Below are 23,075 nucleotides of genomic sequence, written 5' to 3'. Positions count from 1 at the left end.
ATGTCTTTTAAAACATTAAAAATGTTTCCGGAAACAGTCGATCTTGTGCAAATTTTTCGAATGTTAAAGCCAATTTACATCACGATTTTGTCGGTGTTGGATACTAATTTGGCGTGATGGGTTCACTATTATTTCTATATTATGTTTACGAAAACAGTAGAGATTAGTAATGAACGAATTTATTCACTTAAAGAGTAAAAATCATAGTTTGATCATTAAATCAGGGCGTGTTCCAGAGGTTTTGCATTGGGGGGCAAAGATCGCAAGTATTGATGAAGATCTTCTGCTTTCGACAGAAAGACCGATTTCTCAAGCTCGACTTGATGTGGATGTGCCACTTTCTCTTTGCCCTGAGTTAGGCAGTGGACACTTTAACGCTCCGGGCATTGAAGGTCATAGAGAAGGGCTTGATTGGGCTCCCGTCTTTAAGACCGTTCGTTACGATGCCCAAGATCAAGAAGTGAGTTTTTTCCTTGAAGACAAGGTTGCTCTACTGGAGCTTAAGGTTGAGATCAAACTGGATTTCGAATCTGACGTCGTCCAAAAGCGTGTAACCGTCACCAATAAAGGCAGCAATAAATACTACTTGAACAAGCTTTCTTCAACGCTGCCATTGCCGAATCATGCAAACGAGCTCATGACGTTCCATGGCCGTTGGTGTCATGAATTTCAAACGCAACGTCAGCGTTTTGAACACGGCGGCTTCATGCAAGAGAACCGTCGCGGTCGTACTTCACATGAAAACTTCCCTGGCATGTTTGCAGGGACTCAAGGGTTCTCAGAGCAACATGGTTTGGTATGGGGATTTCATTTGGGTTGGAGTGGTAACCACCAAATGCGCGCGGATGTTCGTAGTGATGGTCGCCGCTTTGTTCAAGCGGGAGAGTTATTGCTAGCGGGTGAATCGATTCTAGAACCAGAGGCTACTTATCAGACGCCTTGGCTCTATGGCTGTTACAGCAATTCTGGCTTGAACGGTATTGCTCAGCGTTTTCAGCAATTTGTTCGTGACAACATTATTCAATTTCCAACCGATAAACCTCGTCCCGTTCACTTGAATACATGGGAAGGGATCTATTTTGATCACAAGCCTGACTACATCATGAAGATGGCAACGGAAGCGGGCGTAATGGGTGTTGAACGTTTCATTATTGATGATGGTTGGTTTGTGGGGCGTTATGGTGAACGCACGGCACTGGGCGACTGGTATTTGGATGAAGTGAAATACCCAAATGGCTTAGAGCCTGTGATTGAACATGTAAACCAACAAGGCATGGAATTTGGTCTTTGGGTTGAACCTGAAATGGTCAGCCAAGATTCGAATCTTTACCGAAACCATCCTGATTGGGTGCTTGGTTTACAAGGGTATCATCAACCATCTGGTCGTTGGCAATACGTGTTAGACCTACAAAATGAAGCGTGTTTTAACTACCTATATGAACGCCTCAATGCGCTGCTGACTCGATACAACATTACTTATCTTAAGTGGGACATGAACCGAGAGTTGGTTCAACCTGGTCACCAAGGTAAGGCTGCGGTACATGGTCAAACGAAAGCGCTTTATCGTCTTGTTGATGAGTTGAACCTAGCACACCCAGAAGTCGAGATTGAGTCCTGTTCTTCGGGCGGCGGCCGTATCGATTTTGAAATTCTAAAACGAACACATCGTTTCTGGGCATCGGATTGTAATGATGCCTTAGAGCGTCAAGCCATTCAGAAAGGCATGAGTTACTTCTTCCCACCAGAAGTGATGGGGGCGCACATTGGCCCAGCAGAATGCCACTCAACCAACCGTCGTCACAGCATCAATATGCGTGGTGTAACTGCACTCATGGGGCATATGGGTGTTGAGCTTGACCCTGTTAAAGAGTCACCGGAAGAGAAACAAGCATTCTCACATTACATCTCACTGCATAAGCAATTTCGTCATGTTTTGCATTCTGGTCGTAGTTTCCGAATGGATCCTTCGGACAAAAATCAGAATATTTATGGCGTTGAAAGTGACGATGAAATGCTGATCACCGTGTGCCAATTAGCGATGCCTGAATATGCTCTGCCTTCTCCACTTCGTATTAGCTGTGTGGAAGACAACGCGATGTATCAAGTGCAGTTAGTGGACATGCCAAAAACCAGTTTTCAATTGATGAAACAGCGCCCCCAATGGCTCGACAAAACGTTGACCCTGAGTGGCGATAACCTCAAGGAAATTGGATTGACCTTACCGATTCTAGACCCAGAGTCAGCCTTGATTGTTCATCTGAAAAAGATATGAAGCGTTAACTCTGAGCTCCCCCTACAAATAAAATTCTAAATATAAAAATATAATCGGCAGCGAGGAATTGCTGCCGCAATAACTAAACTTAAGGAATACAAAATGTCTATTACAGTTCTGCTGTCATTCTTGTTATTTACTGGTTTTGTTGTCGCGTTTACCTACAACAAAGTTAAAAATGACAAGAACACCTCACAAGACGGTTTCTTTCTCGGCGGAAGAAGCTTAACCGGTGGTTTGATTGCCAGCTCCCTAATTTTAACCAATTTAAGCGCGACTAGCTTTGTTGGCATGAGTGCACAAGCTTATACCCACAACATGAGTGTCATGGGTTGGGAAGTGGCGTCTGGTGTTACTTTAGTCATCATCGCTCTGATGCTGGTACCGCGTTACCTGAAGCAAGGGATAACGACGATTCCAGACTTCTTAGAGAGCCGTTACGACATGTCGGTGAAGAAGTTTGTGACGTTACTTTTCTTGTGCCAGTACGTCATCAATATCTTGCCAACCACACTTTATGCCGGTGCCGTTGTTCTGGGAGAGATCTTTGATGTTCAAGCTCTGCTAAACATTTCAGAGTTTAGTTCAATAGCCCTTATTGCGGCGACGATTGGTCTACTTGGCTTCTTTTACGCGATTTATGGCGGCCTAAAAGCGGTTGTGATTGCAGATACGATTAATGGCGTAGGCCTGATTGTTGGCGGCATGATGATCCCCGTGTTTGGTTTAATGGTGTTGGGCGAGGGCAGCTTTGGTGCTGGCTTGGATATTCTGCTTTATGCAGCGCCAGAGAAGCTGCAATCGGTTGGTACAGAGACTGATCCACTGCCGTTCTCAACCTTGTTTACAGGTCTTCTACTTGTGAACCTTTACTACTGGGGTACGGATCAATCAATCATCCAGCGTGCGTTGGGTGCTAAGAACTTAAAAGAAGGTCAGAAAGGGGTCATCCTTGCGGGTGCGATTAAGGTTATCTCTCCGTTGTTCCTAATCATTCCAGGCATCATCGCTTTTCACATGTTTGGTGCTGATGCGGGTAATCCTGATACCATGTACACCCGTTTAGTTAATGAAGTTTTACCTAAGCCGCTGGTGGGTTTCTTCGTAGCGGTCATGTTTGGTGCGATTTTGAGTACCTTTAATGGCGTGTTGAATAGCTCGACGACTCTGTTCGCATTGAACGTTTACAAGCCTTTGTTTGGCCAAGGCAAAACCGATGAAGAGCTAGTGGGTAAAGGGCGTATTTTTGGTGTCGTGATTGCGATTATCTCGGTATGTATCGCACCGTTCATCATGTATGCGCCAGAAGGTTTGTTCCAATACTTACAAATGGTAGCGGGCTTCTTCAGTGTGCCAATCTTCACTATCGTGTTTGTGGGTTATATCTCTAAACGAGTGCCAGCTCTAGCGGCTAAAGTGGCCTTGGTGGTATTTGTAAGCTCATACGCGGCAATGCAGTTAGTGTTCAAAACACCGATTCACTTCTTACACCAATTAGCGATTCTGTTTGTTGTCTGTACGGCGCTGATGTTCATCATTGGCTACTTTATGCCACGTGAAGATGATTACGTGATGCCTGTGAATGAAAATATCGATGTCACACCTTGGAAGTTCCGTTTCGAAGCTTCGACTATCATTCTTTACATGGTATTAGGTGCTTACGTGATGTTCTCTGATGTTGGTTTTGTCTCGGATGATCCAACCATCATGCAGGTGTACGGTGTGTGCGGCATTGTAATGTTAGTCGGTATTTTTGGCCGATTAGCAAAGCGTAAGAAAGCGCTTGAAGCTGCCGCATAACCTCCACTGAGCCTGCTATTCGTTCTTTTAAAATGAGCTTGATAAGTAAAAGGATCATAGTAGGCCAATAACTTTAAAGGCATCTCAATTGTAATGAGTGAGATGCCTAACATATTGTTTTTATGATTGGTTATTGTCTGGCTACTTACTACTTACTACTTACAAATTTACAAAGAAAAACGAGTCCATTTCTTCGCTCGCCAGCGACGAACCATAATCAATCCGCGGAACCATTCGTCCATCGCGATTGCCATCCAAGCACCAAATACGCCATAACCCCAATGCACACCAAGTAAATAACTCATCGCAACGCCAATGCCCCACATACTGAGAATGCCCATTTTGATAGGGAACTTAATATCGCCTGCGGCTTTTAAGCAAGAAATGAAAATCAGGTTAAATACGCGACCAGCTTCTAAAAGTATCGAGCCTGCGATGAGTGCGGCAGTCAGTGCGATGATCTCTGGGTCTTGAGTGAATAAATCCAAAATCTCGAATCGGAAAATATAGACCACGCAGGTAATGGTGATAGAGGCGATAAAGCCTACTACAAAGTATCGTTGTACACGGTTGGCTATCTCATCTATCCAACCTTTACCTATGTAATAACCCGTTTGGATTTGGCTACCTTGGCCGATGGCTAAGGCAAAGGCAAAAGAGAGACGTGCGATGTTTTGTGCGTAAGTAAACGCGGCCAGTGAAGACGTTCCCATCTGAACCACAAAGAAGGTAATACTGATTTGCGCCATGTTGTAAGAGAGTACTTCTCCAGCATTCATAGAGCCGATCTTCATGATTTTTTGATAGATAGCTTTAGGCACAGATTTGAACTGTTTCATCGGTAGGTCAATGCCTTTGTTTCTTACGACACCGATTAAGATCAATAAGCCGATCACTTGGCTAATAACTGTCGCTGTTGCAACCCCTTGTACGCCGTACACTGGCAACCCGAAAGGTTGGTAAAGTACGCAGTAGTTGCCGAAGATGTTGATAACACCTGCAATCATGTTGATGACCATCGGTGATTTTGAATAGCCATGGCTGCGTAGAATCGTGGTGAGAACGACACCTATCGTGACATTAAAGGTGAGAGCACCACTGATAAACAGATACTCTTGAGCGTACTGTTCGACTTGAGCTTCCAGTTGGTAGAGCGGAATAAAATATTCAGCACCAAGAATCGCAATCATACTGAGTAACACACCGGTAATAATGGCCAAGATAATGCTCGCCACGCCCACGTGAGCGCTCTCTTGAGTGCGAGAAGCACCGTTGTATTGTGCGATTAGGATGCCTGTACCACTGCTGACCATGGTTGAGACGATGATCAGAAAAAAGGATATCTGAGAGATAACACCAACGGCGGACACGGCTTTGTCTGAGTATCCCGATAACATGAATACATCGCTGGTGTTGAGTGCGGTTCTTAGAAGAACTTCGATAAAAATTGGCCAGGTGAGCGCAACGATTCCCATGCGTTTGTTTAGGGTGGAATCAGCATGAGGCATTTAGGTTTTCTCAGAAAGGGGTAAGCGACACTATAGTTTAGCCATTATTGAGTAAACGACTATCAAATTAATGTCCGGATAGCTATTAAGGGTAAATAAAGTTCGAATAAGCCTTCAGAGGCCAACATTTAGGTGTGAGTTATGAAACTTTTGAGAGATGTTTCATAAGGTAAAGAGGAAGAAAGTGGAAGCGTTTAACTACTTAAAAGTGGCACAAGAAATGAGTTTGAAATGAAGTGGTAAAGCTAGCGACATCGAGCTAGCTCTACCGTTTTTAAAGCCTAGTTAATACGCTGACCTTCAGCATCAAACAGATGGCAATCTTTTGATGCGAAATTTAAATTGAGAGACTGATAGCGTGCGACTTCTTGATCCCCAGGTAGATGAACTTTAAAGCTGTCTACACCACAAGATTGACCAAACATATAAGTGCTGTTGCCTAGCCTTTCTACGACCTCACTCTGGAACTCAATGGTGATATCCGACTCGCCATTAATCTCCAAATGTTCAGGTCGAATGCCGAGAGTGAGCTTTTGTCCTTCAACAAGACCATTACTTGGTAGTGGTAGCGTAATTTTACTCGAGCCATTTACGGTCAGTTGGGCATGAGTCTCAGAGATGTTATTGACCAAACAAGGTAAGAAGTTCATTTTCGGAGAGCCAATAAAGCCGGCCACAAACTCATTTTGAGGAGAGTGATACAGTTCGAGTGGCGAACCAACTTGTTCAACGCGGCCATCTCTAAGTACGACTATTTTGTCGGCAAGCGTCATGGCTTCCACTTGATCGTGCGTTACATAGATCATGGTGTTTTGCAGATCTTGATGCAATTTAGCGATTTGTAAGCGCATATCGACACGAAGTTCTGCATCTAGATTCGACAATGGTTCGTCGAATAAGAACACTCTCGGGTTACGAACAATTGCTCGACCGATAGCAACACGTTGACGTTGTCCACCTGACAATTCTTTAGGTTTACGTTTCAATAAAGATTCCAACTGAAGCGTTTTGGCTGCGCCCGTGACCTGTCTCTCGACGACTTCCTTAGCGACCCCGTTCATTTTCAGGCCAAAGCCCATATTTTCTTCAACCGTCATGTGCGGATAAAGGGCATAGGACTGAAATACCATCGCGACACCACGCTCGGCAGGATCGATATCGTTTACAAGATCATCACCGATATGAATCTCACCTTCAGTAATCTCTTCCAAGCCAGCAACTAAGCGTAAGAGGGTTGATTTACCACAACCAGACGGCCCAACGAATACGACGAACTCGCCGTTACTTATTTCTAGATCAACACCATGGATCGTTTGAACATCACCATATCGTTTGATGACCTGTTTTAAGCTGATATCAGCCATGCTCTCTCCTTGCTTCGTTGGACTACATCACTTTGCCTTTAAAACATACGCTTTCATCAGAAATTTGTTAGATGCCTCGCATGATTTATTGATCCGAGTCATATAAATATGACGATCTGTAGTGTTTTTTGTGGAAACGTTTACAAAAATAAAACATAACTGTGCGTAATATTATCAATAAGCCTAATATTTGAACGTAATCATTATAAATGCTGAGTTACTAGATGAAATTTAGAAATCTAGGTGGAAATTAACCAAATAGTAAATGAAGCTTTGAAGACAAGGAATTTCGGGAAATGGAGCAATCTGTGAAAACGATATACCCACAAAATCACACCCCGTCAGCTAAGAAGAAAAGACGCATAAGCTCTAAGGTGTCTCCTTGGCTGTTCTTAGCCCCGGCTATCGCTATCTTCTCTCTCTACGTTATCTATCCAATCTTGGACAGTATCTGGCTTAGCTTCTTTGAGTGGGATGGGCTAGGTGAAAAAGAGTGGGTAGGGCTGGAAAACTATCGTGAACTGTTTGATTCCGAGGCTTTCTACACTTCTCTAACGAATAACTTTCTTTGGTTGATCTTCTTTATGCTCGCGCCACCTTGTGGCTTGGCGATTGCCCTTTTCTTAAACCAACAAGTGAAAGGCATTCGTGTCGTTAAATCCTTATTCTTTTTCCCCTTTGTTATTTCTCAAGTGGTGGTCGGCCTCGTATTTTCTTGGTTCTATGACCCGTCATTTGGTCTTTTTAATATGGTATTGGGTGCCTTCGGTTTTGAGCCCGTTTCAATACTCGCTGACGAAGACTATGTGACTTATGGAATTATTGCCGCTGGTTTATGGCCACAAATCTCCTATTGCATGATCTTATATTTAACGGGGCTGAATAACCTAGATCCAGAACAGTTAGAAGCTGCTCGCCTTGATGGTGCGAAGAAATGGCGCATGCTCTGGTATGTGGTGCTTCCTCAATTAAGACCGGCGACGTTTATTGCTGTTGTGGTGACAGTAATTGGTGCCCTTCGTTCTTTCGATTTGGTGGCAACCATGACGGCTGGTGGACCTTGGGGAAGTTCGACGGTACTGGCGTATCAAATGTATGAAGAGTCTATTTTTAACTATCGAATGGGTTACGGTGCGGCGGTTTCAGTGGTGCTGTTTCTGATCATGGATATCTATATCGCTTACTTCTTGTGGCGCATGTTAAGGAGTGAAAAATAATGTTTCCGCAACCAATTCAAAAAGCCGGTCGCTTTACTAATATCAGTTACCGAGTCGCGTTACCTATCTCGATCGTGATGTGGTTGTTACCGCTTATCGCCGTGATGATGACGTCGATTCGTTCGATGGATGACATCAACAAAGGTAATTATTGGGGCTGGCCGAGCGAGATTCAGTTCATTGAGAACTATACCCAAGTTTTTACCTCGACTTCGATGGGGCAGTACTTAATCAATAGTTTGATCATTACATTGCCAGCAGTCGCAGGGGCTGTCGCTCTTTCGACTTTGGCTGGGTACGCCTTGGCGAAATACAACTTCAAAGCCAATGTTTGGATCTTTGCGATGTTTATCGCGGGCAACTTTGTTCCGTTTCAAATCTTGATGATTCCAGTGCGTGATTTAACGATTGGACTTGGCCTTTACGATACCCATTGGGCGCTGATTTTTTTCCATATCGCTTTTCAAGCCGGCTTCTGTACCTTGTTCATGCGTAACTTTATCGTCGGGATCCCAGATGCCTTGATCGAAGCGGCGCGTGTTGAAGGGGTAAGTGAATGGAAAATATTCTGGCATGTCGTACTCCCTTTGGTTCGCCCAGCTTTAGCAGCGTTAGCCGTGTTGGTGTTTACCTTTATTTGGAATGACTTCTTCTGGGCACTAGTACTGGTTCAGAGTGATGACGTTCGCCCAGTAACCGCGGGGTTGAGCTCACTTCAAGGCCAATGGCTGGCGTCTTGGCAGTTTATGTCGGCGGGTGCAGTGGTTGCGGCTATCCCACCGGTTGTGCTGTTTTTTACCATGCAAAAGCACTTTATCGCAGGTCTGACATTAGGTGCGACCAAAGGGTAAATAAAGAGATAAGAATCGATACACGAACCTAGCAATATCGGCTGTTATAAGCCGTTATTGCTACCGACATCCCGAATGGATGAATCATTGAAGAGAAACTAAAACACGAACCACCCTACGAGAGAAAACAATAAGAATTGGACTTAGAGAGCTTAGCTCCATAACAAGGACCTCAATATGAAATACGTGAAACATATCGCTGCCTCTGCAGTGCTCGCTGCCTCCATGTCTGCAACATCGTTTGCAGGCACCTTAGTCATCAACTCAGATGCTTCTGATCCAGCGCCAAAAGAGGCGTGGGGTGAGATCATTAACCGCTTTGAAAAAGAAAACCCAGATATTACGGTTAAGTACAATTTGTACGATCACGAGTCGTACAAAACAACGATTCGTAATTGGTTGGTTACTTCGCCGCCGGACGTGGTTTTTTGGTATGCGGGTAACCGAATGAAAGCCTTTGTTGACCGCGGCCTGTTTGAAGATGTTAGTGATATTTGGACAGACAACAATATGAAGCAAGACTTTGCGGCTGCCGCTCCTGCGATGACAGTACAAGGTAAGCAATATGGTGTGCCATACACGTATTACCAATGGGGTATTTATTATCGTAAAGACATCTTTGAACAATATGGTATCGGCGAGCCTAAAACTTGGGATGACTTGAAATCCGCATCAGCGACGCTCAAAGAAAATGGGGTAGCACCGTTTGCGATTGGTACTAAGTATCTTTGGACAGCGGCAGGTTGGTTTGATTACATCAACATGCGTACCAACGGCTTGGATTTCCACATCCAGTTGATGGAAGGCAAGGTGCCTTATTCTGACGAGCGCGTGAAGAAAACATTTGCGAACTGGGCTGAGCTTGTTGAGCCTGGTTACTATCTAGAAAATCACGCCTCTTATTCTTGGCAAGAAGCTCAGCCATTCTTATATAACGGGAAAGCGGCGATGTACCTCATGGGGAACTTCATTACGCCAAACTTCCCTGCTGAATTAGATGGCAAGATGGATTTCTTCCAATTCCCTGTGATCGATCCAAGTGTTCCTATGTCTGAAGATGCGCCTATGGATACGCTACACATTCCTTCTAAAGCAAAAAATAAGGAAGATGCTCGTAAGTTCTTAGAGTTTGTTGCTCGCGCTGAAAACCAACAGCTGATCAATGAGATGCTGTTACAAATTCCAACCAACAATAAAGCCAAAGCCAAGTCAGATCCGTTCTTAGATAAAGGTGTAGCAATGCTCGCTTCTACCGATGGTACGGCTCAGTTTTATGACCGTGATACCGATCCTGCGATGGCTAAAGAAGGCATGAAGGGCTTCCAAGAGTTTATGGTTCACCCTGATCGCATCGAAAAAATATTGAAGAAACTCGATAAGGTGAGTAAGCGCGCCTTTAAATAATTTGTTATTCGCCGCAGCGGTTCTCGCTGCGGCTTCTACTTTTTCTAAGTTTGTCATTGCTGGTGTTATTTCGTTGGCATTTGTCGCGTCCCAAGCGCGGTTTAAGCACTCAGTATCACTTGCAATGAATCACTTTGAACGGTTTATCGTAAGGAACACTCAATGAGAACTTTCTCTCAAATCATCTCTGCCCGTGAATGGGAAAACCAACACATCACTCATCATAACGTTGTTGAGGCTCATGCTCCTTTGAATGGTTACACCTCGTTGGCAGAGGCTGTGGGGAAGAACTCGTCACGCACCTTGTCTCTCAATGGGGTTTGGAAGTTTCAGCTGTTCGATTCGCCTGAGTTGGTCTGCGAAGAGTTTGTCTCTGAGCATTTTGATGATTCCTCATGGAAGTTGATCGCAGTGCCAAGCAACTGGCAGATGCAAGGCTTTGATAAACCGATCTATACCAATGTGAAATATCCTTTCGATGACAAACCGCCTTTTGTTCCAACCGACAATCCAACAGGGCTCTACCGAACGCATTTTAACTGCATGGAACCGGAGCTATTAGATACCCATAGGCTGACCTTTGATGGCGTGAATTCTGCATTTCATTTGTGGTGCAACGGGAAGTGGGTTGGCTATTCGCAAGACAGTCGATTACCGGCTGAATTTGACGTGTCTGAATACTTACAAGCAGGCGAGAACACGCTAGCAGTCATGGTGCTGCGTTGGTCTGATGGTTCTTATCTTGAAGACCAAGACATGTGGTGGCTCAGCGGCATATTCCGTGATGTGACTTTATTGAGAAAACCCAAGGTCGCAATCGAGGATGTTGGTATTGAGACTCAGCTAGATGCTTGCTATCGCGATGCAGTTTTAAATATTTATACGCAAATAACCAAGCACAGCAATGATGTAGAAAGCTGCTATAAGCTGAAAGCTGAACTTTATGATACTCAAGGACAGTTGGCTTGCGAACCTCAAATCGTGGGTTTTGGTGAGCGAGTTGTGGATGAAAAAGGGCCGTGGTCTGAAGTCGCTGAACACCGCATTTCAGTGGTGAATCCGAACAAGTGGAGTGCCGAGTCACCCTACTTATATCGCTGTGTGGTGTCATTGCTTGATGAACATGATGAGCTTATCGATTGTGAGGCTTACGATGTCGGCTTTCGAAGTGTTGAAATTACCGATAGTTTGCTCAAAGTTAACGGAAAACCGTTGCTGATTCGTGGCGTCAATCGTCATGAACATCACCCTGAATTGGGTCACACCATGACTCGAGAGGGGATGATTCAAGACATCAAACTGCTCAAACAAAATAACTTCAATGCCGTTAGAACCGCTCATTATCCGAATCATCCATTGTGGTATGAACTATGTGATGAGTATGGTCTGTATCTGGTTGATGAAGCGAATGTGGAAACTCATGGTCAATTTCCGATGTGCCGTTTATCCGATGATGCGTCATGGTTGAATGCGTACATGAGACGAATGACAAGGCTGGTGGAGCGCGATAAAAACCACGCCAGCGTGATCATTTGGTCGTTGGGTAATGAATCGGGTATTGGTCGCAATCACCATGCGATGTATCAATGGGTGAAACAAACTGATCCAACACGTCCCGTTCAGTATGAAGGTGGCGGAGCAGATACAGCAGCGACCGATATTTTATGTCCTATGTATGCGCGGGTTGATTGGGATTTACCTGTGGTTGAGAGTCAACCACAGGTGACACCTCGCGTGGGCATTCGTAAAGCGATAGCTCTACCAAACGAGCATCGTCCTCTTATTCTCTGTGAGTATGCCCATGCAATGGGGAACAGTCTGGGTAGCTTTGATAAATACTGGCAAGCGTTTAGAGACAACCCAAGATTACAGGGCGGATTTATCTGGGACTGGGTCGATCAAGGGGTCACCAAAACCGATTCGAGCGGCAAGCAGTACTGGGGGTACGGTGGTGATTTCGGCGACGATATTAACGATCGCCAGTTCTGCATTAATGGTTTGGTATTCCCGGATCGAACGGTACATCCAACGCTGCATGAAGTAAAAAAAGCGCAGCAGTTTTATCAGTTCAAGCTGGTTTCTGCATCACCATTGGTGATCGAGGTACACAGCGAATACTTATTTGTGGCCAGCAGGATTGAAACGTTGAATTGGACGGTTACCCAGAATGGTGTGGTGACGAGCGATGGTTGTATCGAATTGATGGTTGGTGCGGGCGAGAGTGTCCGGATAGAACTTAATGGTGTGACTATTCCTCATACGGCCAACGCGCTTAATTACCTCAATCTAGAAGTGGTATTAAACACCAATACTGCGTGGGCGAATAAAGGTCATGTGACGGCGATTGAACAGCTTACCTTACCCACTCAGCCGCAATTGATGTTGGATGCCAACCTCTCTCAATTCCCACCGAAAGTGACTGAAACCGACGCGCTGCTGACGGTGAGTGGTGATGCTTATCAAGTAGAGTTCGACAGATTATCTGGGACATTAGAGAGCTGGAAAATCAAAGGGGTGGAACAGCTTGCGAGTGGCCTTCGAGATAACTTTTATCGTGCACCATTGGACAACGATATCGGTGCCAGTGAAGCAAACCGCGTCGACCCCAATTCATGGATAGCACGCTGGCAGGCGATGAGGTTGGATAGGCTCACTCCAGAGTGTATCGAATTTTCATCCATCACTCAGAAATACGGGGTGTCGGTGACGGCAATAATTGCTCACACCGTGGAAGGGCAGGTTCGTTTGTTGTCGACTTGGCGGTACCAATTATTTACCGATGGTGAGGTTAAGTTAGATGTGGATGTACAAGCGGCGAAAGGTTTGCCATCTCTGCCACGAGTCGGTTTTGAGTTTGCTTTGAACCATGTACCTGATGGGATGGCATGGTTTGGTCGCGGGCCACACGAAAACTACCCAGACCGAAAAATGTCAGCTCATATGGGGCGATATCAGCAGAGCATTGAACGAATGCATACCCCGTATATTTTCCCTTCTGATTGCGGCTTGCGTTGTGATGTTCGAGAGGCAAAGATTGGTGAATTTGAAGTGAAAGGAAACTTCCATTTCTCAGTCAGTCGTTTTGGGTTACAGCAGTTACAGAAGGCAAAACACACTTGTGACTTAACCGAACAAGAACAGCTGTTTGTTTATGTGGATGGCTTCCATATGGGCGTCGGTGGCGATGATTCATGGACGCCAAGTGTCCATGATGAATACAAATTATTGAAAGAGCATTACCATTATCAGGTGCGCTTCTATTGTGGTAAACACAGTTAACGTACAGCGAATAAAGTAAAAGGTTCATGGTAGGTCAAATAGTCTAAATACATGTTCTTAAGTCATAAAAAAGGCACTCACTAAATGGAGAGTGCCTTAAGTATTCAATCAGAATGTAGGGTAAAACTAAGCGTTCACCGGTTCAGGTTTTGCTTCTAGTTTCTTCTCTTCTGGAGATAAGCTTTTCTCGTATTGACCGTACTTCCACCATGCGTAGCCAAGGAAGATCAAGATACCGCCCGCGTTGTAGAAGATTACGGTCATGATGTCTGTGCCAGTTGGGTTGTCTTATGGTACGAAAGGCACATCAATTGGGAATAGGAAACCTTCATCTGCGTATTGAAGATCGCCGTGGCCTTCCATTGGCCATGCAATAGTTGAAAGTAGCTGAACAGTTCTCTCTGAAACGTTTTTGCATTTTTTTCTTATGCATAATAGGTTCTTAGTGAATACGAGTATTTTTGGACTGAGGTAATTATTAGTAAAAGTTTTACTAAATGAAATTAGTGAAAACGTTTTACTTTAACTTCATCACGTTTTTTATGGTCTTTTTACAGTGCTGTGTGATCCACTTAAAAGAATGCTATTGGCTGTTTTATGCAGCAGGTTAAAGAGGGGGATATGTGTCGATTGATGTATGTGACGGGCACAAAAAAGGCCACCTTCAACAAAGGCAGCCTTTATTTATCTAATTGATATATTTAATTATTTTGTTGTATCGCGCAGCTTAAGTTTGCTTGGTACATAGACGCGTAATGGGATGGTTCGGCCGTCACGTACTTTCTCAATCAGCAGGTTAACGCCTTGAATTCCCATTAGTTCAGAGTGAATACGAACAGTCGATAAAGATGGGAAGGTAAATTTAGCTGTTGGGATGTCGTTTACACTGATCAGCGCAATATCTTCAGGAATGTTTAATCCGTGCTCATGAACTGCTCGTAAAACGCCAATTGCGATGGAATCTGACGCAATAAACATGGCTTTAGGGTAGTCACCTGTCGCGAGCATCTGTTTTGCAAGCTTGTAACCTGAAGAGCTAGAGAAGTCACCACGGTAGATGTCTTGCTCACTGACAACATTTTTGAGACCGCCATATTCAGCAAAAGCGACTTCACGAATATCAGGGGTGTTGACGTCGTCTTGGCCACCAATAAAGCCGATGCGCTCATAGCCTTGGTTGATAAAGAAGTTGGTGATCTCTTTGCTGATCAAAGCCAGGTCGATATCGACAGAGTCATAAGGTTCTGAGTGATCGGTAAAATCGACATAACAGATATTATCGCTCAGCTTTTTAGCTTGCTCGATAACCTCTGGTGTCATTCTACCCACCAACAAAACACCTGTGATTGGCGCTGAATTGATCTGTATTTTACTTTCATAACAGTTGGTTAGCTTAACTTCCATCTTTTCACACTGGGTTTCAATCCCGTGGCGAATCGATAGATAGTAAGGGTCGTTAACTTCCGCTTCTTGCTTGTAGTTATACAGTGCTAGGAAGTGATGGTTTTGTTTTTTACTGCTAACGGTTTTTCGTGAGCTGCTGGTTTTGTATTCCAACTTCTCTGCAATTTCAAAGATACGCCTTTTGGTCTCTTCCTTGACGCTTAATGTTGGATCTTCATTGAGAACCCTTGAAACTGTAGCCAATGATACATTCGCTTCAGTCGCGATATCTTTTAACGTTGCCATACTCACTTCCTGTTATTGGAACATTGCGCTGCTTTGAAATTGGTATTTAGTAAAAAAGCAATGCACCTCTTTATTCTACAGACCTATTGTAATCAAACTGGACGTCATTGCATTAACTTTTAGTAAAATAAATGCTCAACTCATCTGTGATGTCTCAAATCTAACTATCTATAATTATCTTATTAAAATTCAATGAATTAGAGGTTAAAGGCTATACATTCTCTCTATGTCATGAACAGCACCAATGATGAAAGTTAGTGTAAACGTTTACACTTCGTGGTTTTGATCACAGAATTATAGTCAAAATGGCTGCTACTATTTCTGACATACGGTGCTACTGAGCTGAATGTCAGTTCGAGTTAGCCCACGAATGACGACAAAGAGAGGTTGATTGTGAAAGTACTGGTTACGGGCGGCATGGGTTACATCGGAAGTCATACATGCATTCAAATGATACAGGCAGGTATGGAGCCGATCATTGTTGATAACCTTTGCAATAGCAAAGAGCTAGTGCTGGAACGAATCGAGTCGTTAACTGGCAAGCGACCAACGTTTTATCTTGGCGACATTCGTGACCAATCTTTTCTAGATAGCGTATTTTCAGAAAACGATATCCAAGCCGTGATTCACTTTGCTGGCCTGAAAGCGGTAGGGGAGTCGGTGGCTAAGCCTTTGGAGTACTACGATAACAACGTTAATGGTTCACTGGTGTTAGCTCGAAGCATGAAGAAAGCGGGCGTGAAAAGCATCGTATTTAGTTCTTCGGCTACCGTTTACGGCGACCCGGAAGTAGTGCCGATTACTGAAACTTCACCGATCGGCGCGACAACTAACCCTTATGGTCGCAGCAAATATATGGTGGAAGAGTGCTTGAGCGATCTGTTCAACGCGGAGAACGACTGGAGCGTGACTTTACTGCGTTACTTCAATCCAGTCGGCGCACATCCATCGGGCACTATGGGTGAAGACCCACAAGGTATCCCAAATAATTTAATGCCGTTTATTGCTCAAGTAGCCGTCGGTCGCCGTGAAAAACTGGATGTTTTTGGAAACGATTACCCAACAGTCGATGGCACAGGCGTTCGTGACTATATTCATGTAATGGATTTAGCGGACGGTCACGTCGCAGCACTAAAAGTGGTTGGTGAGAAAGCGGGCTTACACATTTACAACCTAGGTACGGGCAAGGGCTCAAGTGTACTCGAGATGGTTGAAGCCTTCGCACAAGCATCGGGCAAACCGGTTCCTTATGAACTTTGCCCACGCCGCGCTGGTGACATTGCCGAATGTTGGGCAAGCACTGAAAAAGCAGAGCGCGAGCTTGGCTGGAAGGCGACGCGTAGCGTGATGGAGATGACGGCGGATACGTGGAACTGGCAGTCGAATAATCCACAAGGTTACTAAGTAACTTTTAGGTTATTGAGAAAAGAGAGATTCCAGATATCTCGTACCTCGATTCTGGAATGACGGATGAGCATAAGGCTATGAAGCGGTTGCCTTTGCACAAATAGCACAACGAGATTACACGTCATTCCCTACAGTGAGGAACGAGCGTGATAGGGAATCTCCTTGTAGAAGAATTATTCATCTTGGTGAATTGACCAAGACACAAAATTTGAGAGCAATCTAAACATGTCAAAAGTTGAATTTAACCCAGTAGACCACCCGCATCGTCGTTATAACCCATTAACGGGTCAGTGGATCTTAGTATCACCGCACCGAGCAAAACGTCCTTGGAGTGGCCAAGATGAAAAACCATCGACCGCGCAGCTTCCTGCGTATGAGAAAGAGTGTTTCTTGTGCCCAACCAATACGCGTATCTCGGGCGACGAAAACCCAGATTACGACGGCACTTATGTATTCAGTAATGATTTCGCGGCGTTGATGCCTGATTCACCTGATGCTCCAGAGTCTGAAAACCCTCTATTCAAGACTCAAGGTGTTCGCGGGTTGAGCCGCGTGATCTGTTTTTCTCCGGACCACAGCAAAACGCTGCCAGAGTTACCAGTAAACAAGATTCGCGGTGTTATCGACACATGGAATGAACAGATTGAAGAGCTAGGTAAAGATTACCTATGGGTTCAAGCGTTTGAAAACAAAGGCGAGACCATGGGCTGTTCTCAGCCACACCCACACGGTCAGATCTGGGCAAACAGCTTTTTGCCCAACGAGATTGAACGTAAAGAAAAGCTACTGAAAGAGTACTTCGAACAGCAAGGCTCAAACCTATTAGTGGATTACGTTGAAGCTGAAATGAAAGACGGCTCTCGCACTGTGGTTGAAACTGAACATTGGATTGCTGTGGTGCCTTATTGGGCGGCGTGGCCATTTGAAACCATGTTGCTACCAAAAACACACATCCGTCGTATGAGCGAACTGACTGACGAGCAGCGTGATGATTTAGCGCTTGCGATTAAGAAGCTGACCAGTCGTTACGACAACTTGTTCCAATGCTCATTCCCTTACTCAATGGGCTGGCACTATGCGCCGTTCTTCGAAGAAGGTACGGATATCGATCACTGGCAGCTGCATGCCTTGTTCTACCCGCCATTGCTACGTAGTGCTTCGGTTCGTAAGTTCATGGTCGGCTACGAAATGCTGGCTGAGTCTCAGCGTGATTTAACCGCAGAACAGGCAGCGCAACGTCTTCGTGATTTGAGTGACGTTCACTACAAAGAGCAGGAATAGCCTACTTCGTAGATAACGAATGAGATTCCTGATATCTCGTTCCTCGATTCTGGAATGACGACAGGTGAGAAGCCCATAAGTTTAAGAGCTTAGAAGCTTAAAAGTTTAGTCGCTGATGTTGTCATTCCCTACCGTGAGAGACGAACGAGATAGGGGATTTAAAAGAATTAAAGTGGTGCCGTAAAGGGGCCATAACCAATTGAACAAAGAGTTTAACCAGAGAGTTTACTTATGTCTGACCTAATCCAAAACGTGAAAGCATCTTTTGAGCAAGTCCTTGGTTACCAAGCGACTCATATTATCCAAGCGCCAGGTCGTGTGAACCTGATCGGCGAGCACACTGACTACAACGATGGTTTTGTTCTACCGTGTGCCATTAACTACCAAACGGTAGTCGCAGCGGCTAAGCGTGACGACAACATCGTGCGCGTAGTATCAGTGGACTACGGAAATGCAGTAGATGAGTTCGACCTAACTCAAGAGATCACCTTCCAACAAGATAAGATGTGGGCTAACTACATTCGTGGTGTGGTGAAGTGCTTAAAAGGTCGTGGTTTTGAATTTACAGGTGCAGACATCTCTGTAACGGGCAACGTGCCTCAAGGTGCAGGTTTAAGTTCTTCTGCGGCACTGGAAGTGGTCATCGGTCAGACATTCAAGGTGCTTTACAACCTAGAGATCAGCCAAGCCGAAGTGGCGCTAAATGGTCAGCAAGCCGAAAACGAATTTGTGGGCTGTAATTGCGGCATCATGGACCAAATGATCTCTGCAGAAGGTCGCGCAAATCACGCGATGCTTTTGGATTGTCGTAGCCTAGAAACTCAAGCGGTTTCAATGCCAGAAGATATGGCTGTGGTTATCATCAACTCAAACAAGAAACGCGGCTTGGTCGACAGCGAATACAACACGCGTCGTGAACAGTGTGAAGAAGCGGCGCGCATCTTTGGTGTTCCTGCACTTCGTGATGTGACTATTGAACAGTTCAAAGCGAAAGAGTCTGAGTTGGATGAGATGGTTGCGAAACGTGCGCGTCACGTGATAACCGAAAATGACCGTACCGTTGAAGCGGCTCAAGCTCTGCGTACTCATGATATGAAACGCATGGGCGAATTGATGGCTGAATCACATGCGTCAATGCGTGATGATTTTGAAATTACAGTCAAAGAAGTCGACACCTTAGTTGAGCTGGTAAAACACGTGATTGGCGACCAAGGTGGCGTGCGTATGACTGGCGGTGGTTTCGGTGGTTGTATTGTGGCATTGGTTCCACCTGCATTGGTTGATGAAATTAAAACAACCGTTGAGCAGAAATATCAAGCGGCGACGGGTCTAAAAGAATCTATTTATGTGTGCCAAGCGAAAGACGGAGCAGGCTTAGTTGAAGTAATCTAAACGCTTCGAGACTTAATATAGAGCTTACCAAGTAAAAAGATCATGGTAGGCCAAATGCTAAAGCCTTTACTTCAGGTAGAGGCTTTTTACTGGCACTAGAAGGAATTTAGAATGACACAAGAGCAAAACCTGCATCAATCCATGACGCAGACTCCAGCCTATGATGGCCAACCCGCTCAGTTAGTGACGCTATCAAATACGCATGGCATGCAAGTGACATTCATGGATATTGGTGCAACATGGTTGAGCTGTATCCTGCCAGTAAAGGGAAACAAAAGAGAAGTTTTGTTGGGTGTTAACTCAATGGAGAACTTCGATAAACAAGCCAGCTATATGGGCACAACCGTTGGCCGTTATGCTAACCGCATTGCTAATGGTCGTTTCAAAATTGATGGTCAGAATTACAAGCTGGAAACCAACCAAGCGGGCAATACCTTACATGGTGGTCCGGACGGATTTGATAAACGCCGTTGGAATATTGCCGAGCAAACCGAAACGTCAGTGGTGTTTACTCTTGAGTCTGCTGATGGCGACCAAGGATTCCCGGGGAATTTGAATGTGTCGGTGCGTTATGACATCACCGAAGACAATCGAGTGTCCATTAATTACTCTGCAACCACAGACAAGCCGACCGTGGTCAACCTAACGAATCATGCGTACTTCAATCTACTTGGCGCAGAAGCCGGACACGATTGTTTGTCACACATTGTCAGCATCAACGCCAATCAATTCTTGCCGACCAATTCGGTGGGTATTCCGTTAGGTAATCTTAAATCGGTGAAATCGACCAGCTTTGACTTCAATCAGCCTATGATGATCTCAGAGCGTTTGTTGGGCGATGAACAGCAGAAAGCAGCAAAGGGTTACGACCACTCTTTCTTATTGGCTGATGGCTGCAAACGCACTCAATGTGCCGCGACCGTAACCTCACCAGATGCGCTCGTCACACTAAAAGTATTTTCAACCAAACCTGCAATGCAGCTATACACCGGAAACTGGCTTGGTGGCACACCAAACCGAAGTGGTGGCAGCTATGAAGACTACGCTGGTTTGGCGCTAGAAACCCAGTTCTTACCTGACTCTCCTAACCACCCAGAGTGGAAGCAGGACAGTTGTATTCTCAAGCCTGAACAAGAATATAACTACAGTACCTGTTACCAGTTTGAATTTTCGGGGGATTCTTCAAACTAGTACGCTCTAGCTCAAAGCGGTTACGCCAATATCTTTTGCTTGTGAATAGGACGATGTGAATTATCGCGTTGTTCTTGGGGGATGAGCAAAAGTGGCGCTCAACAAGAGTGCGGTTTATTAAGCGCGATTGTTGGGTATCTGAGTAAGGTAGGAAAGCCCTAACAGAAGCGATTCTGTTAGGGCTTTTTTTGTTTATTGCTTGGTGACCAGACCAGACCAGACCAGACCAGAACTTAGACTTTCTCTACCGAATTGCGGCGTACCAGAGTTGGAGAGAACATCATTGGTTCAGAGGAGGTGTTTTCACCTTTGGCTAAGTGCAATGCGAGTCGTGTCGCTTTCTCTGCCATCATCTGAATCGGGTAGCGAATGGTGGTGAGCTTTGGATGAACATAGCGGGCAATCAAGCCATCATCGAAGCCGATGATCGACATTTTGTCCGGCGCTTGAATACCGTTTTCATCAAGGACAGATAAAGCACCTGCTGCCATGTAATCGTTGTACGCCACAATGCCTGTGATTGGTAGTGACTTAGTCAGAAGGTTAGTCATGGCGTATTCGCCACCGTCACTGGTAGGTGCCGAGTATTCGATATAGCTGTCAGAGAGCGCTATTTTGTAATCTGAGAGTGCTGCTAAGTAACCTTGGATGCGCTCATCGGCATCTTCAATGCTATGCGAAGAGGCGATACAGGCAATGTTCTTATGGCCATGGCGGATCAGATATTCCGTCGCAAGATACGCGCCTTTTTTGTTGTCTAAGAAAATACAGCGGTTGGCAATCTCAGCAATATAACGGTTGATCAGTACTAAGCCTTTGACCTCTTTTGCATAGGCAATCAGTTCTTCGTCGGTGAGGCCTTTCGAGTGGATCACCAGGGCGTCACAACGGCTGTTAATCAGCAATTCAATCGCTTGTCTCTCTTCTTCACGATCGTGCGAGCCATTACCGACAAGGATATGTTTTCCGTTCTCACGAGCGACATTATCGACAGCCTTAACCAACGTGCCAAAAAAGGGATCGGAGATGTCACCGACCAATACACCAACAGTGTTCGTGCTTTGGCTTACCAGCGCTCGAGCATTGGCATTCGGTCGATAGCCGAGTTTAGACATCGCTTTCGTTACAGACTCTACCGAGCTTGCACTCGCCTTGGGAGACTTGTTGATCACTCGAGATACGGTTGCAACAGAAACACCAGCTTCCTTTGCTACATCTTTAATTGTTGCCATTTTTAACCTCTATACATTGCTGCATCTATTTAACACCGACAATGATAGTAAGGCAACGAAACTCTCATTTTACTTCCAGTAATGAGATCTTTACCGCTTGTAATTATTAGGCTTAATGCTAGTGTAAACATTTACATTTTACTTAATTTTAGTAAATGATTTAATGAGTAAAAACAAACCAATATAGGAAGTGAGAAATGGATACTGTCTCTTATGGTGACTTTGCTAAGTTAGAAATGCGTGTGGGTAAGATCATTGAGGTTGTGCGTCATGAAAACGCCGACAAGCTTTACATAGTGCAAGTGGATGTTGGTGACAAGACACTGCAAACGGTGACCAGCCTAGTCCCTTACTACACAGAAGAAGAGTTGATGGGTAAGCCGGTTGTTGTTTTGTGCAATCTAGCGAAGGCGAAGATGAGAGGCCACACTTCTGAGTGCATGTTGTTATGTGCAGAAACGGAAGATGAATCTGAAAGTGTATTGCTAACACCTGAACGTGCGATGCCTGCAGGTATTCGTGTCGTTTAAGCTCACTTTAGGTTGGTGAGTCAATGTGTTCACCAACCTAAATCTACTAGCTACGCACGGTCAGTATCAAGCCATCAATCACACTGTGGTGGTGATCGGAAACTCCAGCAAGGTTGCCGTATTTAGGCTGGTGGCGATCATTTTCTAATGGGTGATGCCAACCTTGTGTGTGTTTAACAAAGTGCGCCGCAAAGCTTTCAGACACCTCTAAACATCCTGCTAATACTGTATCGACATAGGTTTGAACGATAGGGCTGTTTTCGCAAGGTGCTTCAATCTCGTCTTTGATGTAAACCCAGATCGATTGATCCTGTTTGAACTCATCTTGGCTTTCTATCTGAGAGGCCTTTAATTCGATGCGGTGATAACCACGCTCACGGCGATCAAACTCAGCCAGTGCAATATCATCCACCTCAAGCAACACACCATTCACTTGTCCCTCGCCGAGATTGACGATCAAAGGTGATAACACATAGCTGTCATCGATCTTGCTCCAATGGCGAATTAAGCCATGAACAATCGCAGGGATCGCTTGCCCCGTCTGACCGGTAAGCTGGCGTGAAGATGAGTTGATTAAGCTGCCATAACCAAAAATATACATCGCATTCCTTGTCTGAGTTGTTCCATTTAAGTCTAGTCTTACTATATGTGGCGAGAT

16 protein-coding genes and 1 pseudogene are annotated in these 23,075 nt (G+C 44.9%); 11 read left to right on the top strand and 6 right to left on the bottom strand.

Features of this window, described 5'->3' with window-relative positions:
* Positions 1-169 precede the first annotated feature (169 nt).
* Both OQJ75_RS01005 and OQJ75_RS01000 read left to right on the top strand, forming a co-directional pair.
* Positions 170-2,272 carry an alpha-galactosidase gene (locus tag OQJ75_RS01005; protein ID WP_265970530.1) on the top strand — a complete coding sequence of 701 codons (2,103 nt, stop codon included), beginning with the start codon at positions 170-172 and terminating at the stop codon, positions 2,270-2,272.
* Between the two features lie 102 nt (positions 2,273-2,374).
* Positions 2,375-4,072: a solute:sodium symporter family transporter gene (locus OQJ75_RS01000; protein WP_265970529.1), complete on the top strand. Its 1,698-nt coding sequence runs from the start codon at positions 2,375-2,377 to the stop codon at positions 4,070-4,072.
* A 167-nt stretch (positions 4,073-4,239) separates the two neighbouring features.
* Here OQJ75_RS01000 and OQJ75_RS00995 read toward each other — a convergent pair whose 3' ends face one another.
* Positions 4,240-5,580, bottom strand: a complete 1,341-nt coding sequence (locus tag OQJ75_RS00995) for an MATE family efflux transporter (protein WP_265970528.1) — start codon at positions 5,578-5,580, stop codon at positions 4,240-4,242.
* A 281-nt stretch (positions 5,581-5,861) separates the two neighbouring features.
* A complete protein-coding gene (locus tag OQJ75_RS00990; protein ID WP_265970527.1) occupies positions 5,862-6,944 on the bottom strand; it encodes an ABC transporter ATP-binding protein in 1,083 nt (360 codons plus the stop codon).
* Positions 6,945-7,240: 296 nt separating this feature from the next.
* Between OQJ75_RS00990 and OQJ75_RS00985 the strand changes: the two genes are divergently transcribed.
* The 4 genes from OQJ75_RS00985 (at position 7,241) to OQJ75_RS00970 (ending at position 13,695) form a co-directional block, all read left to right on the top strand.
* Positions 7,241-8,161 carry a carbohydrate ABC transporter permease gene (locus OQJ75_RS00985; protein ID WP_265970526.1) on the top strand — a complete coding sequence of 307 codons (921 nt, stop codon included), beginning with the start codon at positions 7,241-7,243 and terminating at the stop codon, positions 8,159-8,161.
* On the top strand, positions 8,161-9,012 hold the full coding sequence (locus OQJ75_RS00980; protein WP_004734435.1) for a carbohydrate ABC transporter permease: 852 nt from the start codon (positions 8,161-8,163) through the stop codon (positions 9,010-9,012). Before OQJ75_RS00985 ends, OQJ75_RS00980 begins: the two co-directional genes overlap by 1 nt.
* 177 nt (positions 9,013-9,189) lie before the next feature.
* A complete protein-coding gene (locus OQJ75_RS00975) occupies positions 9,190-10,416 on the top strand; it encodes an ABC transporter substrate-binding protein (protein WP_265970525.1) in 1,227 nt (408 codons plus the stop codon).
* Positions 10,417-10,578: 162 nt separating this feature from the next.
* A complete protein-coding gene (locus OQJ75_RS00970) occupies positions 10,579-13,695 on the top strand; it encodes a beta-galactosidase (protein WP_265970524.1) in 3,117 nt (1,038 codons plus the stop codon).
* Between the two features lie 126 nt (positions 13,696-13,821).
* Here OQJ75_RS00970 and OQJ75_RS00965 read toward each other — a convergent pair.
* Positions 13,822-13,977 (bottom strand): annotated as a pseudogene (locus OQJ75_RS00965) (amino acid permease); the annotation flags it as partial.
* Between the two features lie 423 nt (positions 13,978-14,400).
* Positions 14,401-15,384 (bottom strand): transcriptional regulator EbgR, encoded by a 984-nt coding sequence (gene ebgR / locus OQJ75_RS00955; protein ID WP_017069515.1) that lies wholly within the window; start codon positions 15,382-15,384, stop codon positions 14,401-14,403.
* 393 nt (positions 15,385-15,777) lie between these two features.
* On the opposite strand from ebgR, the gene galE reads away from it, so the two are divergent.
* From galE to galM, 4 genes are all read left to right on the top strand, one after another.
* A complete protein-coding gene (gene galE, locus OQJ75_RS00950) occupies positions 15,778-16,788 on the top strand; it encodes a UDP-glucose 4-epimerase GalE (RefSeq protein WP_265970523.1) in 1,011 nt (336 codons plus the stop codon).
* 228 nt (positions 16,789-17,016) lie between these two features.
* Positions 17,017-18,072, top strand: a complete 1,056-nt coding sequence (locus tag OQJ75_RS00945) for a UDP-glucose--hexose-1-phosphate uridylyltransferase (RefSeq protein ID WP_016784956.1) — start codon at positions 17,017-17,019, stop codon at positions 18,070-18,072.
* A gap of 231 nt (positions 18,073-18,303) precedes the next feature.
* A complete protein-coding gene (gene galK / locus OQJ75_RS00940; RefSeq protein WP_004734423.1) occupies positions 18,304-19,464 on the top strand; it encodes a galactokinase in 1,161 nt (386 codons plus the stop codon).
* Positions 19,465-19,575: 111 nt separating this feature from the next.
* Positions 19,576-20,655 (top strand): galactose-1-epimerase, encoded by a 1,080-nt coding sequence (galM, locus tag OQJ75_RS00935; RefSeq protein ID WP_050619971.1) that lies wholly within the window; start codon positions 19,576-19,578, stop codon positions 20,653-20,655.
* Between the two features lie 233 nt (positions 20,656-20,888).
* Here the strand turns inward: galM and OQJ75_RS00930 are convergent, their stop codons facing one another.
* Positions 20,889-21,887, bottom strand: a complete 999-nt coding sequence (locus OQJ75_RS00930; RefSeq protein ID WP_265970522.1) for a substrate-binding domain-containing protein — start codon at positions 21,885-21,887, stop codon at positions 20,889-20,891.
* 197 nt (positions 21,888-22,084) lie between these two features.
* Between OQJ75_RS00930 and OQJ75_RS00925 the strand changes: the two genes are divergently transcribed.
* On the top strand, positions 22,085-22,417 hold the full coding sequence (locus tag OQJ75_RS00925) for a tRNA-binding protein (protein ID WP_265970521.1): 333 nt from the start codon (positions 22,085-22,087) through the stop codon (positions 22,415-22,417).
* Between the two features lie 46 nt (positions 22,418-22,463).
* Here the strand turns inward: OQJ75_RS00925 and OQJ75_RS00920 are convergent, their stop codons facing one another.
* Positions 22,464-23,018, bottom strand: coding sequence for a gamma-glutamylcyclotransferase family protein (locus OQJ75_RS00920; RefSeq protein WP_017063327.1), 555 nt, complete (start codon positions 23,016-23,018; stop codon positions 22,464-22,466).
* Positions 23,019-23,075: the final 57 nt, after the last annotated feature.

It is taken from the genome of Vibrio sp. 14G-20 (assembly GCF_026241515.1).
In the GTDB taxonomy this organism is placed as follows: domain Bacteria; phylum Pseudomonadota; class Gammaproteobacteria; order Enterobacterales; family Vibrionaceae; genus Vibrio.
The sequence above is the reverse complement of the archived record's forward strand: the minus strand, read 5'-3'. Positions and strand labels throughout refer to the sequence as shown.